This is a genomic window from Azotobacter vinelandii CA, assembly GCF_000380335.1.
In the GTDB taxonomy this organism is placed as follows: Bacteria; Pseudomonadota; Gammaproteobacteria; order Pseudomonadales; family Pseudomonadaceae; genus Azotobacter; species Azotobacter vinelandii.
This window is the reverse complement of sequence record NC_021149.1, coordinates 5199761-5214720: the sequence shown is the minus strand read 5'-3', so window position 1 is coordinate 5214720 and position 14960 is coordinate 5199761. Positions and strand designations below refer to the sequence as shown.

At 67.5% G+C, this 14960-nt stretch carries 7 protein-coding genes; all 7 read left to right on the top strand.

Translation table 11 applies throughout. The features are described from left to right. Positions 1 to 9 precede the first annotated feature (9 nt). Positions 10 to 1332: an MFS transporter gene (locus AVCA_RS23425; protein ID WP_012703562.1), complete on the top strand. Its 1323-nt coding sequence runs from the start codon at positions 10 to 12 to the stop codon at positions 1330 to 1332. A gap of 4 nt (positions 1333 to 1336) precedes the next feature. Beyond that, positions 1337 to 2293 carry a 2-hydroxyacid dehydrogenase gene (locus tag AVCA_RS23420; RefSeq protein ID WP_012703561.1) on the top strand — a complete coding sequence of 319 codons (957 nt, stop codon included), beginning with the start codon at positions 1337 to 1339 and terminating at the stop codon, positions 2291 to 2293. A gap of 663 nt (positions 2294 to 2956) precedes the next feature. Next, a complete protein-coding gene (locus AVCA_RS23415) occupies positions 2957 to 5527 on the top strand; it encodes a glycosyl hydrolase family 28-related protein (RefSeq protein ID WP_012703560.1) in 2571 nt (856 codons plus the stop codon). 335 nt (positions 5528 to 5862) lie between these two features. After that, complete coding sequence (locus AVCA_RS23410) at positions 5863 to 6192, top strand: hypothetical protein (protein ID WP_041807467.1); 330 nt, start codon at positions 5863 to 5865, stop codon at positions 6190 to 6192. A 355-nt stretch (positions 6193 to 6547) separates the two neighbouring features. Then, positions 6548 to 10054 carry a M10 family metallopeptidase C-terminal domain-containing protein gene (locus AVCA_RS23405; RefSeq protein WP_012703559.1) on the top strand — a complete coding sequence of 1169 codons (3507 nt, stop codon included), beginning with the start codon at positions 6548 to 6550 and terminating at the stop codon, positions 10052 to 10054. A 238-nt stretch (positions 10055 to 10292) separates the two neighbouring features. Continuing rightward, positions 10293 to 12917 carry a glycosyl hydrolase family 28-related protein gene (locus AVCA_RS27170; protein WP_012703558.1) on the top strand — a complete coding sequence of 875 codons (2625 nt, stop codon included), beginning with the start codon at positions 10293 to 10295 and terminating at the stop codon, positions 12915 to 12917. Positions 12918 to 13191: 274 nt separating this feature from the next. Further along, a complete protein-coding gene (locus AVCA_RS23395) occupies positions 13192 to 14853 on the top strand; it encodes a glycosyl hydrolase family 28-related protein (RefSeq protein ID WP_012703557.1) in 1662 nt (553 codons plus the stop codon). Positions 14854 to 14960: the final 107 nt, after the last annotated feature.

Here is a 14960-nt window from a genome sequence, read left to right as displayed (position 1 = left end):
GAATTTCCGATGACGCACGCGACACCGGACGACAGTCTCCATGCCGGTACCATGGCCCGGCTCAACCTGAAGCTCATTCCCTTCCTGATGCTGCTGTATCTGATCGCCTATATCGACAAGGCGAACATCTCGGTGGCGGCCCTGCAGATGAATGCCGATCTCGGACTGACCGCCCGGATGTACGGCATAGGGGTCGGGCTGTTCTTCGTGACTTATATCCTGCTGGAGGTGCCCAGCAACCTGATCCTCTCCCGCGTCGGTGCGCGCCGCTGGATCGCCCGCATCATGATCACCTGGGGCTTGGTGGCCGCCGGCATGAGCCTGGTACGGAGCGCCGACCAACTGTACGTCATGCGCCTGCTGCTGGGCGCGGCGGAGGCCGGCTTCACGCCAGGCATCATCTATTACCTGGCGCAGTGGTATCCGCGCAGCGACCGGGCCCGCGCGATGTCGTTCTTCTATATCGGCGCGGCGCTGGCCTCGGTGATCGGCCTGCCGCTGTCGGGAGCCTTCCTGCATCTGGACGGGCTGCTGGGCATCGCCGGCTGGCGCTGGCTGTTCCTGCTCGAAGGTCTGCCGGCCGCCGTGCTCGGCGTGGTGGTATTGCGCTATCTGCCGGAGTCGCCCGAGCGCACCCACTGGCTCGACGCTGCCCAGAAGCGCTGGCTGACCCGCACCCTGGCGGCCGAGCGGGAGACCACGGCGATTTCCCATCACGACGCCTGGCATGTGGCTTTCCGCAGCCGGCAGGTCTGGCTGCTCAGCCTGTTCTGGCTGCTGCAGGCCTTCGGCACCATCGGCATCACCCTGTTCCTGCCGCTGATCGTGCAGTCGGTATCGGGGCAGGGCGCCTTCACGGTCAGTCTGCTGTCGGCCTTGCCCTTCCTCTTCGCCTGCCTGTTCATGTACTTGAACGGTCGTCGTTCCGATCTTTCCGGCGAGCGTGGCCTGCACCTGGGCGGCCCGCTGCTGGGCGCCGGTATCCTGCTCGGGACCGCGGTGATTACCGACAGCCAGCCGCTGGCCTACGCGATGCTGGTGTTCACCGTCGCCCTGAACTGGGCGGCGACCCCGGTGTTCTGGGCGACCACCACCGAGTACCTGTCCGGGCCGGCGGCGGCGGTGTCGATCGCGCTCATCAACGCCATCGCCAATATCGCCGGCCTGGGGCTGCCGCCGGTCATGGGCTGGATCAAGGACACCACCCACAGCTACGACTACGCCCTGCTGCTGGTGGCCTGCGCCCTGCTGGCCGGCGGTCTGCTGGGACTCCACCTGGGCGGCGGGCAGGCCCGTCGCCCGGTCCGTGATCATGTTTCGAGGAGCCATTGAACTGATGAAACCGAACGTGCTGAAGATCGCCCGTCTGCCCGATCTCCTGAGCGAGCGCCTGTACGCGGATTACCGGGTGCTGGAAGGGTCCGAGAGCGGCGCGGAGCTGGGTGCCGCCGCCGCGGATGTCCGTGCCCTGGTCGCCAACGGCGAATCGCGGGTGAGCCGCGAACTGCTCGATCGCCTGCCGGCGCTGGAAATCATCGTGGTGTTCGGCGTCGGTTACGATGGCGTCGATGTGCGGGCCGCCGAGGCGCGTGGGATTCCCGTCACCCATACGCCGGATGTGCTGACCGACGATGTCGCCGACTTCGCCATGACGCTGCTGCTGGGCATCGCCCGGCGCGTCGCCGTCGCCGATCGCTTCGTCCGCGAGGGGGCCTGGGCGGGCGGGCCGTTTCCCTTCACGCGCAAGGTCAGCGGGGCACGCCTGGGCATCGTCGGCCTGGGACGGATCGGCTCGGCCATCGCCCGCCGCGCCACGGCGTTCGACATGTTGATCGCCTATTGCGGGCGCCGGCCGCGTCCGGTGGATTACCGCTATTTCGCCTCCGTGCACGAGTTGGCCGCGCAGGTGGACTTCCTGGTGGTCAGCGCCAACGGCGGGGCGGACACCCGCCATCTGATCGACGCCTCCGTGCTCGATGCCCTAGGTCCCGAAGGCATCCTGGTCAACGTGGGACGCGGCAGCGTGGTCGATGAGGCCGCGCTGGCCGGGGCCCTGGCCGAGCGCCGTCTGCTGGGAGCGGCGCTGGACGTGTTCGAAGACGAGCCGCGGGTGCATCCGCGGCTGCTCGAACTGGACAATGTGCTGCTGACGCCGCACATGGCCAGCGCCACGTGGGCCACCCGCCGGGCCATGGCCGATTTGCTCATGGCCAATCTGCGGGCCCATTTCGCCGGACAGCCATTGCCGTCTCCGGTGCCAGGCGACCACCGGGAGCCGACCTCCAGCGCTTGAAAGGCGGTTTTCAGGGGATTCGGTCGGGCACCGGTCGGCTGTTCGCCGGCAGGGCCGGAGCGGGCCCGTTTGCGCCGGGCTGGGGACAAGAGCTGCGTATCGATTCCGCACCCTAGGTCCGCCGCCAATGGGAAAGTGCGGGACCTTGAAAGGGCGCCTCCTGAGAGAAGGCGGCGGCTCCGCTGCATGGGCTGCTTGCCGAGTAGCCGATGCGGCGGAGCCGGAGACCACGCAGGAACGACCAGGCACACAATCTTTCCAGTCCGGTATCGGACGGGCATTTCATGCGATTGCCCTGCCGGCGTTCCCTGCACCCGCGCATGGTTCTGCCCGGCGCGCTCTACTTCGGCGGGGTGGCCGGCAATGGCGACCGTCGTCATGGCCGGATGGCGGAGAAAATTTGAGAACGCTTTGGCATTAGAAAAACTTCATGATTCCCTGGAGAACTAATAAAGGCTTCCATAGTCGGAAAACTCACGGCAACGCGTCGGCCAGTATTTCCGGAACTCTTTTCTTGCCCACTCGGGAAGGGGCCGGTGGTAGGAAGCCGAGTAGTCGCGACGATGCCGGAGGCAGGGATCGCTGTTCGGGCAGCCGGCTTTCTCCGCCTCGATTTCCTTCAAGAGCGTTCGGCTGCGCAGTTTGCATACGGAAGCGAAGCAGATGGAATACAACGTTAAGGATTTTGGTGCCAAGGGTGATGGCAAGACGGACGACACGGATGCCATACAGGCGGCGATAGATGCCGCCCACAAGGCGGGGGGCGGGACGGTATACCTGCCGTCCGGCGAATATCGGGTCAGCGGTGGCGACGAGGCCTCCGACGGCGCTCTGATCATCAAGAGCAACGTCTATATCGTCGGTGCCGGCATGGGCGAGACGGTGATCAAGCTGGTCGATGGGTGGGACGAAAAGCTCACCGGCATCATCCGCTCGGCCAACGGCGAGAAAACCCATGATTACGGTATCAGCGACCTGACCATCGACGGTAACCAGGACAACACCGAAGGCGAGGTCGACGGCTTCTATACCGGCTATATTCCCGGCAAGAATGGCGCGGACTACAACGTCACGGTCGAACGGGTGGAGATCCGCGAGGTATCCCGCTACGCCTTCGATCCCCACGAGCAGACCATCAACCTGACGATCCGCGACAGCGTCGCCCACGACAACGGCAAGGACGGGTTCGTCGCCGACTTCCAGATCGGCGCCGTGTTCGAGAACAACGTCTCGTACAACAACGGCCGCCACGGCTTCAACATCGTCACCAGCAGTCACGACATCGTCTTCACCAACAACGTCGCCTACGGCAACGGCGCCAACGGCCTGGTGGTCCAGCGCGGCTCGGAAGACCGGGACTTCGTCTACAACGTGGAGATCGAGGGCGGCTCCTTCCATGACAACGGTCAGGAAGGCGTGCTGATCAAGATGAGCACCGATGTCACCCTGCAGGGCGCCGAGATCTACGGCAACGGCTACGCGGGCGTGCGCGTGCAGGGCGTCGAGGACGTGCGGATCCTCGACAACTACATCCACGACAACGCACAGAGCAAGGCCAACGCGGAAGTCATCGTGGAATCCTACGACGACCGCGACGGCCCGTCCGACGACTACTACGAAACGCAGAACGTCACGGTCAAGGGCAATACCATCGTCGGTTCGGCCAATTCCACCTACGGCATCCAGGAGCGCGCCGACGGCACCGACTACACCAGCATCGGCAACAACAGCGTCAGCGGCACCCAGCGCGGGATCGTGCAGCTCTCGGGGACGAACTCGACGTTCTCCGGCAGGTCGGGCGATGCCTACCAGTTCATCGACGGCAGCACCGGCAATGACCTGCTGACCGGTACCCCGATCGCCGATCTGATCGTGGGCGGCAGCGGCAACGACACCCTGAGCGGCGACGCCGGCAACGACGTTCTCGAAGGCGGTGCCGGCAGCGATCGCCTGACCGGCGGCGAGGGCGCCGACATCTTCCGCTTCACGGCGGTCAGCGACAGCTATTACACCGCCAGCAGCAGCGTCGCCGACCAGATCCTCGACTTCGACGCCAGCAATGATCGCATCGACCTCACCGGGCTCGGCTTCACCGGCCTGGGCGACGGCTACGGCGGCACCCTGGCCGTGCTGGCCAACAGCGACGGCAGCCGCACCTATCTGCGCAGCTACGAGAAGGACGCCGACGGCCGCTATTTCTCGCTCACCCTGGACGGCAACTTCGTCGGTCGGCTCGACGACAGCAACCTGGTCTTCAGGCACAAGACCATCGCCGGCACCGAGGGCGACGACAGCCTGACCGGCAACGCGATGGCGGAAATCCTCGACGGCGGCAGCGGCAACGACAGCCTCGCGGGCGGTCTGGGCAACGACGTGCTGAGAGGCGGTGCCGGCGACGACATCCTGAACGGCGGCCTGGGGCGCGACCAGCTCAGCGGCGGCGAAGGCGCGGACATATTCCGCTTCACCAGCGTGGCCGACAGCTACCAGAACTCGGGCGACAACTTCTCCGACCTGATTCTCGATTTCGACCCGGGCGAAGACCGCATCGATCTCAGCGGCCTGGGCTTCAGCGGCCTGGGCGACGGCCACAACGGTACCCTGCTGCTCTGGACCAGCAGCGAAACCAACCGCACCTATCTCAAGAACTTCGACACGGATGCCGACGGCCGGCGCTTCGAGATCGCCCTGGAGGGCGTCTTCTCCGACCTGAGCGAGAAGCAACTGGTCTTCGAACGCCTGGTACTGGAGGGCACTCGCCTCGGCGACCAGCTTTCCGGCACCGAGCTGAACGAGGAACTGCTCGGCGGCGCGGGGCGCGACATCCTGAACGGCGGCGCCGGCGACGATATTCTCGATGGCGGTTCCGAACGCGACACCCTGACCGGCGGCAGCGGCGCGGACGTGTTCCGCTTCAACGCCACGCTGGACAGCTTCCGCAACTACGACAATGGGACGAGCCGGGTCGACGACATCACCGACTTCACCGTCGGCGAGGATCTGATCGACCTCTCCGCCCTCGGCTATAGCGGCTTGGGCAACGGCTACGACGGCACGCTCGCCGTGCTGCTGAATGCCGACGGCACCAAGACCTACCTCAAGGACCGCGAAAGCGATGCGGACGGCAACCACTTCGAGATCGCCCTGGACGGCAACTATGCCGATCAGCTCTCCAACGGCGACTTCATCTTCACCAACCTCGAAGTGATCGGCAGCAGCTCGCAGGCTGCCTGATGCGGCTCGGCCTGGCGCGGTCCGGCCCGGCCTGATATGCCCTGGCCTGGTGTGTCCGGGCTCGACACGCCCCCAGTCGTCGGCAAGCCTGCCCGATTGCCGACGATCGGGCGAACCGATCTGTTTCTTCCCCAGTCTCACCCCTTGAAACGTATGGATCGTTTCATTCGGGCGCTCTTCGGAGCCCCTCGCGCGACCGTCGGAGATGCGCCAGGCGCAGGGCCGGCCGGTCGTGTCGAGGCCAGAGACGGAAAGTCTGTTCGGGTAGTCGTCTCTTCCTACTCCATTCCGGTTAGACAGCGTTTCGCTGCATATCACTGGGTCGGGAAGTGGATATGGATTACAAGGTCAGGGATTTCGAAGTTCTGGGGGATCGCACCACCGATGATCGGGTGGGCATGCGGGAGGCGCCCGGCGCCACCCGTGCGACGGAGAGCATCCACATGCCGGCCGGCGAATGCCGGCTCGTCGATACGACGGCAGCGCCGGCTCCCACGCTTCCGCTCCGCGCAACGAGGCCGCCCGCCGCAGGCGTGACGGCCCGGCTCCGCGCGAAGCGGAAAATCTCACTCATTCGAGCAAAGCCCCGATCGAGGGCGACACCCATCGCGGCGACGCCGGCGATGGCGTGCGCATTCGCGTCGCCGGGGGCGTGCCGATTCTGAACGACCCGCTTCACGGCGAAGCGCGGGATGGGGCTGTCCGCAGGACGGCCCGTCGTCCCGTGGCGCCGTCCGATGATCGCCACACGGAGTCGAACCGTCGGGCCGCTGCCCGACCAATGCCAACAGCGATGTAGGGGAGCGCGATAACGACAGCAGCGAGCAGCAATCTCTACGAACGACATCAGTGGTACGCAGGCACACCCGCGCTGCTCCATGAAGCCGGTCCAGGCAATGGCCAGCAGCGGAGAGTCGAGGGTGCTGAAGGCAACACGGCAGTCTCCGAAGTACCCAGTAGCGGGCGGCCACGACCGGCCGAGGCTACTGCGACAGCAACGACAATACGAGGGATTCCGATATGTCTGGCCAAGAACAACTGGTGGTTGAGGGTACTACCGACGAGAACGGCAATCCGGTCGTCTCCGAGGGACCTTCCATCGAAACGACGGCCGTTGCGGGTACCGAAGGCAACGACCTGCTATACGGCACCGAAGTCGGCGAGGAACTCGTCGGCGGGGCCGGCGACGATCGCCTGTACGGCTTCGGCGGCAACGACGTGCTCGACGGCGGCGCCGGGCGCGACCGCCTGACCGGCGGCCTGGATGCCGACATCTTCCGCTTCAGCCTGCGCGAGGACAGCTACCGCTCGGCGGCGGGGACCTTCAGCGACCAGATCCTCGATTTCGATCCGAACCAGGACAAGATCGACGTGTCGGCGCTCGGTTTCACCGGCCTGGGCAACGGCTACGCCGGCACCCTGGCGGTGACCACCAGCGCCGACGGCTCGCACACCTACCTGAAAAGCTACGAGGTGGACGCCCAGGGTCGCTCCTTCGAGATCAGCCTGCAGGGTAACCATGCCGCCGCGCTGTCGGCCGCCAACATCGTCTTCGGCGCGGCCGTGCCGGTCGATCCCAACGTCGAGGGGACGCCGGTGGTCGGCAGCGACCTCGACGATGAGCTGCACGGCACCCTGGGCAGCGAGCAGATCCTCGGCGGCGGCGGCGCCGACCGCTTGTACGGCTACGCCGGCAACGATCTGCTCGACGGCGGCGCCGGGCGCGACAAGCTGACCGGCGGCGAGGGCGCCGACACCTTCCGCTTCAGCCTGCGCGAGGACAGCCACCGCTCGGCGGCGGGGACCTTCAGCGACCAGATCCTCGACTTCGACCCGAACCAGGACAAGATCGACGTGTCGGCGCTCGGCTTCACCGGCCTGGGCAACGGCTACGCCGGCACCCTGGCGGTGACCACCAGCGCCGACGGCCTGCGCACCTATCTGAAGAGCTACGAGGCGGATGCCGAGGGGCGGAGCTTCGAGCTGGCGCTGGACGGCAACCATGCAGCGACCCTGTCGGCCGCCAACATCGTCTTCGGTGCGGCCGTGCCGGTCGATCCCAACGTCGAGGGGACGCCGATCGTCGGCAGCGACCTCGACGACGTGTTGCACGGTACCCTGGGCAGCGAGCAGGTCCTCGGCGGCGGCGGTGCCGACCAGTTGTACGGCTACGCCGGCAACGACCTGCTCGACGGCGGCGCCGGGCGCGACAAGCTGAGCGGCGGCGAGGGTGCCGACACCTTCCGCTTCAGCCTGCGCGAGGACAGCCACCGCTCGCCCACGGGAACCTTCAGCGACCAGATCCTCGACTTCGACCCGAACCAGGACAAGATCGACGTATCGGCGCTCGGTTTCACCGGCCTGGGCAACGGCTACGCCGGCACCCTGGCGGTCTCGACCAACGCCGAGGGCACGCGCACCTACCTGAAGAGCTACGAGGCGGACGCCCAGGGCCGTTCCTTCGAGCTGGCGCTGGACGGCAACCACAGCGCGACCCTGTCGGCCGCCAACATCGTCTTCGCCGCGGCCACCCCGGTCGATCCCAGCGTCGAGGGAACGCCGATCGTCGGCAGCGATCTCGACGACCAGTTGCACGGCACCGTGCTCGGCGAGGAGATCAGCGGCGGCGGTGGGGCCGACCGGCTGTACGGCTATGGCGGTGCCGATGTGCTCGACGGCGGCGCCGGGCGCGACAAGCTGACCGGCGGCGAGGGCGCCGACACCTTCCGTTTCAGCCTGCGCGAGGACAGCCACCGCTCGGCGGCGGGGACCTTCAGCGACCAGATCCTCGACTTCGATCCGACCCAGGACAAGATCGACGTGTCGGCGCTCGGCTTCACCGGCCTGGGCAACGGCTACGCCGGTACCCTGGCGGTGACTACCAGCGTCGACGGCACGCACACCTACCTGAAGAGCTACGAGACGGATGCCGAGGGCCGCTCCTTCGAGATCAGCCTGCAGGGCAACCATGCCGCCGCGCTGTCGGCCGACAACATCCTGTTCGGCGCGGCCGTGCCGGTCGATCCCAACGTCGAGGGAACGCCGGTGATCGGCAGCGACCTCGACGACGAGTTGCACGGCACCCTGGGCAGCGAGCAGATCCTCGGCGGCGGCGGTGCCGACCAGTTGTACGGCTACGCCGGCAACGACCTGCTCGACGGTGGCGCCGGGCGCGACAAGCTGAGCGGCGGCGAGGGCGCCGACACCTTCCGCTTCAGCCTGCGCGAGGACAGCCACCGCTCGCCCGCGGGAACCTTCAGCGACCAGATCCTCGACTTCGACCCGAACCAGGACAAGATCGACGTGTCGGCGCTCGGCTTCACCGGCCTGGGCAACGGCTACGCCGGCACCCTGGCGGTGACCACCAACCTCGAGGGCACGCGCACCTACCTGAAAAGCTACGAGGCGGATGCCGAGGGTCGGAGCTTCGAGCTGGCGCTGGACGGCAACCACGCCGCGACCCTGTCGGCCGCCAACATCGTTTTCGGCGCGGCCGTGCCGGTCGATCCCAACGTCGAGGGGACGCCGATCGTCGGCAGCGACCTCGACGACGAGTTGCACGGCACCCTGGGCAGCGAGCAGATTCTCGGCGGCGGCGGCGCCGACCAGTTGTACGGCTATGCCGGCAACGACCTGCTCGACGGCGGCGCCGGGCGCGACAAATTGAGCGGCGGCGAGGGCGCCGACACCTTCCGCTTCAGCCTGCGCGAGGACAGCCACCACTCGGCGGCGGGGACCTTCAGCGACCAGATCCTCGACTTCGACCCGAACCAGGACAAGATCGACGTGTCGGCGCTCGGCTTCACCGGCCTGGGCAACGGCTACGCCGGCACCCTGGCGGTGACCACCAGCGTCGACGGCCTGCGCACCTACCTGAAGAGCTACGAAGCGGATGCCGAGGGTCGGAGCTTCGAGCTGGCGCTGGACGGCAACCACGCCGCGACCCTGTCGGCGAGCAACATCGTCTTCGGCGCGGCCGTGCCGGTCGATCCCAACGTCGAGGGAACGCCGGTGGTCGGCAGCGACCTCGACGACGAGCTGCACGGTACCCTGGGCAGCGAGCAGATCCTCGGCGGCGGCGGCGCCGACCAGTTGTACGGCTACGCCGGCAACGACCTGCTCGACGGCGGCGCCGGGCGCGACAAGCTGAGCGGCGGCGAGGGTGCCGATACCTTCCGCTTCAGCCTGCGCGAGGACAGCCACCGCTCGCCCACGGGAACCTTCAGCGACCAGATCCTCGACTTCGACCCGAACCAGGACAAGATCGACGTGTCGGCGCTCGGCTTCACCGGCCTGGGCAATGGCTACGCCGGCACCCTGGCGGTCTCGACCAACGTCGAGGGCGCGCGCACCTACCTGAAGAGCTACGACGCGGACGCCCAGGGCCATTCCTTCGAACTGGCGCTGGACGGCAACCACAGCGCGACCTTGTCGGCGAGCAACATCGTCTTCGCCGCGGCCGCTCCGGTGGCCACCGAACTCGAAGTGATAGGCGCCAGCAGCCTGCCGGAGGACCAGATCGTCTGATACGGCGTTTCCCGCGAGCGGCGGACCGCCGTTCGCGGGACGAATCCTTTCCACCCCTCATCCACGGCAACGCAAGGAATGCTTTGCCCGGGCGTCGTACGCGGGGCTTCGCCAAGGGCCGCCGCGGGCGTCAGGCGCAAGGACCGGGCAATCGCGTCAGAGGCTGGAGCGGACGTTCTCGCCCGCTCCTCTTTCCAAGCGGCTTCGGCTGCCTCACATGGGATCGGGAAGCGGAGATATGGATTACAACGTCAAGGATTTCGGAGCACTGGGCGACGGCGTCAGCGACGACCGGGTCGCCATCCAGGCGGCGATCGACGCCGCTCACGCCGCGGGCGGCGGTACCGTCTACCTGCCGCCCGGCGAATACCGGGTCAGCGCCGCCGGGGAACCTTCCGACGGCTGCCTGACGCTCAGGGACAACGTCTACCTGGCCGGCGCCGGCATGGGCCAGACGGTGATCAAACTGGTCGACGGCTCGGCCCAGAAGATCACCGGCATAGTCCGCTCGCCCTTCGGCGAGGAAACCAGCAACTTCGGCATGCGCGACCTGACCCTGGACGGCAACCGCGCCAACACCGTCGACAAGGTCGACGGCTGGTTCAACGGCTATGCCCCCGGCCAGCCGGGCGCCGATCGCAACGTGACCATCGAGCGGGTGGAGGTCCGCGAGATGTCCGGCTACGGCTTCGACCCCCACGAGCAGACCATCAACCTGGTGCTGCGCGACAGCGTGGCCCATCACAACGGCCTCGACGGCTTCGTCGCCGACTACCAGATCGGCGGAACCTTCGAGAACAACGTCGCCTACGCCAACGACCGCCACGGCTTCAACATCGTCACCAGCACCAACGACTTCGTCATGCGCAACAACGTCGCCTACGGCAACGGCGGCAACGGCCTGGTGGTGCAGCGGGGTTCGGAAAACCTCGCCCATCCCGAGAATATCCTGATCGACGGCGGCTCCTACTACGACAACGGCCTGGAAGGCGTGCTGGTCAAGATGAGCAACAACGTCACCGTGCAGAACGCCGATATCCACGGCAACGGCTCCTCCGGGGTGCGCGTCTACGGCGCCCAGGGCGTGCAGATCCTCGGCAACCAGATCCACGACAACGCGAAGACGGCCGTCGCCCCGGAAGTGCTGCTGCAGTCCTACGACGATACCCTCGGCGTGTCCGGCAACTACTACACGACCCTGAACACCCGGGTCGAGGGCAACACCATCACCGGCTCGGCCAACTCCACCTACGGCGTGCAGGAGCGCAACGACGGCACCGACTTCAGCAGCCTGGTCGGCAACACCATCAACGGCGTGCAGGAGGCTGCCCACCTGTACGGTCCGAATTCGACGGTCTCCGGCACTGTCAGCGCGCCGCCGCAAGGGACCGACGGCAACGACGTGCTGATCGGCAGCGACGTCGGCGAGCAGATCAGCGGCGGAGCCGGCGACGATCGCCTGGACGGCGGGGCCGGCGACGACCTGCTCGACGGCGGCGCCGGGCGCGACCGGCTGACCGGCGGCCTGGGCGCCGACACCTTCCGCTTCGCCCTGCGCGAGGACAGCCATCGCTCGCCGCTGGGCACCTTCAGCGACCTGATCCTCGACTTCGATCCGAGCCAGGACAAGATCGACGTGTCGGCGCTCGGTTTCATCGGCCTGGGCAACGGCTACGCCGGCACCCTGGCGGTGAGCCTCAGCGCCGACGGCCTGCGCACCTACCTGAAGAGCTACGACGCGGACGCCCAAGGCCGCTCCTTCGAACTGGCGCTGGACGGCAACCATGCCGCGACCCTGTCGGCGGGCAACATCGTCTTCGCCGCGGCCACCCCGGTCGACCCCAGCGCCGAGGCGCAACCGATCGTCGGCAGCGACCTCGACGACCAGTTGCACGGCACCCTGCTCGGCGAGGAGATCAGCGGCGGCGGCGGCGCCGACCAATTGTACGGCTATGGCGGCGGCGACCTGCTCGACGGCGGCGCCGGGCGCGACCGGCTGACCGGCGGCGAGGGCGCCGACACCTTCCGCTTCGCCCTGCGCGAGGACAGCCAGCGCTCGGCGGCGGGCACCTTCAGCGACCTGATCCTCGACTTCGATCCGACCCAGGACAAGCTCGACGTATCGGCGCTCGGCTTCACCGGCCTGGGCAACGGCTACGCCGGCACCCTGGCGGTGAGCGTCAGCGACGACGGCACGCGCACCTACCTGAAGAGCTACGAGACGGATGCCGAGGGCCGCTCCTTCGAGGTCAGCCTGCAGGGCAACCATGCCGCCGCGTTGTCGGCCGACAACATCCTGTTCGCCACGCCCGTGCCGGTCGATCCCAATGTCGAGGGAACGCCGGTGGTCGGCAGCGACCTCGACGACGAGTTGCACGGCACCCTGGGCAGCGAGCAGATCCTCGGCGGCGGCGGCGCCGACCAGTTGTACGGCTACGCCGGCAACGACCTGCTCGACGGCGGCGCCGGTCGCGACAAGCTGAGCGGCGGCGAGGGCGCCGACACCTTCCGCTTCGCCCTGCGCGAGGACAGCCACCGCTCGCCGCTGGGGACCTTCGGCGACCGCATCCTCGACTTCGATCCGAGCCAGGACAGGATCGACGTCTCGGCGCTGGGCTTTTCCGGCCTGGGCAACGGCTATGCCGGTAGCCTGGCGGTGAGCGTCAGCGACGACGGCACGCGCACCTACCTGAAGAGCTACGAGGCGGACGCCCAGGGTCTGAGCTTCGAGGTGGCCCTGGAGGGCGACCATGCCGCCGCGCTGTCGGCCGACAACATCGTCTTCGCCGCGACCGACGCTGCGGCGGCCGGCGAACTCGGGGTGATAGGCGCCAGCGGCCAGCCGGACGATCCGACCGTCTGAGACGGCGCCTCCGGCCGTCGGCGAGTGCGCCGTTCGCCGACGGCCGGGCGAACGGATGGGGACTGCTTCACTCTCACTCAGATAAGCGCGTGGGCCGTTTCATCCGAGCGCCTTTCCGGGCCGCTTCGAAAGACCGCCACGAGGCACTCTGTGCAAGGGCCAGGCAGTCGCGTTGCAACCGGAGACGGGACCGGCCCGTTCGGGCGTCGTCTCTTCCCGCTCCACTTTTTCCAGGCAGCTTCGGCTGCTCCACTCGGAACCGGGAAGCGGAGATATGGATTACAACGTCAAGGATTTCGGTGCATTGGGCGACGGCGTCAGCGACGACCGGGCCGCCATCCAGGCGGCGATCGATGCCGCCTACGCCGCCGGTGGCGGTACCGTCTACCTGCCGGCCGGCGAGTACCGGGTCAGCGCCGCCGGGGAGCCGGGCGACGGCTGCCTGATGCTCAAGGACGGCGTCTACCTGGCCGGTGCCGGCATGGGCGAGACGGTGATCAAGCTGATCGACGGCTCCGACCAGAAGATCACCGGCATGGTCCGCTCGGCCTACGGCGAGGAAACCAGCAACTTCGGCATGCGCGACCTGACCCTCGACGGCAACCGCGACAACACCAGCGGCAAGGTCGACGGCTGGTTCAACGGCTATATCCCCGGCGGGGACGGCGCCGACCGCGACGTGACCATCGAGCGGGTGGAGGTCCGCGAGATGTCCGGCTACGGCTTCGACCCCCACGAGCAGACCATCAACCTGACGATCCGCGACAGCGTGGCCCACGACAACGGCCTCGACGGCTTCGTCGCCGACTACCTGGTCGACAGCGTGTTCGAGAACAACGTCGCCTACGCCAACGACCGCCACGGCTTCAACGTGGTCACCAGCACCCACGATTTCGTCATGACCAACAACGTCGCCTACGGCAACGGCAGCAGCGGCCTGGTGGTGCAGCGGGGTCTGGAGGACCTCGCGCTGCCCAGCAACATCCTGATCGACGGCGGCGCCTACTACGACAACGCCCGCGAAGGCGTGCTGCTCAAGATGACCAGCGACATCACCCTGCAGAACGCCGATATCCACGGCAACGGCTCCTCCGGGGTGCGCGTCTACGGCGCCGAGGACGTGCAGATCCTCGATAACCAGATCCACGACAACGCGCAGGCGGCCGCCGTGCCCGAGGTCCTGCTGCAGTCCTTCGACGATACCGCCGGGGCGTCCGGCACCTACTACACGACCCTGAACACCCGGATCGAGGGCAACACCATCAGCGGCTCGGCCAACTCCACCTACGGCATCCAGGAGCGCAACGACGGCACCGACTACAGCAGCCTGATCGACAACGACATCGCCGGGGTGCAACAGCCCATCCAACTGTACGGACCTCACTCGACGGTATCCGGCGAACCCGGCGCGACACCGCAACAGCCGTCCGCGGGAAGCGACGGCGAGCCACTGGTCGGCGGCGACGCGGACGACCAGCTCCAGGGCGGCTCCGGCGCCGATCGCCTGGACGGCGGGGCCGGCGACGACATCCTCGACGGCGGCGCCGGGCGCGACCGGCTGAGCGGCGGCGCGGGCGCCGACACCTTCGTGTTTTCCGCCCGCGAGGACAGCTACCGTACCGACACGGCGGTGTTCAACGACCTGATCCTCGACTTCGAGGCCAGTGAGGATCGCATCGACCTGTCCGCGCTGGGCTTTTCCGGTCTGGGCGACGGCTATGGCGGCACCCTGCTCCTGAAGACCAACGCCGAGGGCACGCGCACCTACCTGAAAAGCTTCGAGGCGGATGCCGAGGGACGGCGCTTCGAGGTCGCCCTGGACGGCGACCACACGGGCGATCTTTCCGCCGCCAATGTGGTCTTCGCCGCGACCGGGACGACCACCGAACTCGAAGTGCTCGGCGACAGCGGCACGCAGGCCGGGACGATCGTCTAGCGCGTCCCGCTCCGCCACACAGCCGGTCGTCGGCAAGGCGGCCGGCCGCCGGCTGCCCCGAAGTTTCCAATCTAATCTCACCTACAGACAGGCGCGTTCCGGTGCGC

Excerpts from the sequence above, each read along its gene's own strand:
- AVCA_RS23415 (WP_012703560.1), top strand. The coding sequence starts at position 2,957 with ATGGAATACAACGTTAAGGATTTTGGTGCCAAGGGTGATGGCAAGACG.
- AVCA_RS23425 (WP_012703562.1), top strand. The coding sequence starts at position 10 with ATGACGCACGCGACACCGGACGACAGTCTCCATGCCGGTACCATGGCC.
- AVCA_RS23405 (WP_012703559.1), top strand. The coding sequence starts at position 6,548 with ATGTCTGGCCAAGAACAACTGGTGGTTGAGGGTACTACCGACGAGAAC.
- AVCA_RS23395 (WP_012703557.1), top strand. The coding sequence starts at position 13,192 with ATGGATTACAACGTCAAGGATTTCGGTGCATTGGGCGACGGCGTCAGC.
- AVCA_RS23420 (WP_012703561.1), top strand. The coding sequence starts at position 1,337 with ATGAAACCGAACGTGCTGAAGATCGCCCGTCTGCCCGATCTCCTGAGC.
- AVCA_RS23410 (WP_041807467.1), top strand. The coding sequence starts at position 5,863 with ATGGATTACAAGGTCAGGGATTTCGAAGTTCTGGGGGATCGCACCACC.
- AVCA_RS27170 (WP_012703558.1), top strand. The coding sequence starts at position 10,293 with ATGGATTACAACGTCAAGGATTTCGGAGCACTGGGCGACGGCGTCAGC.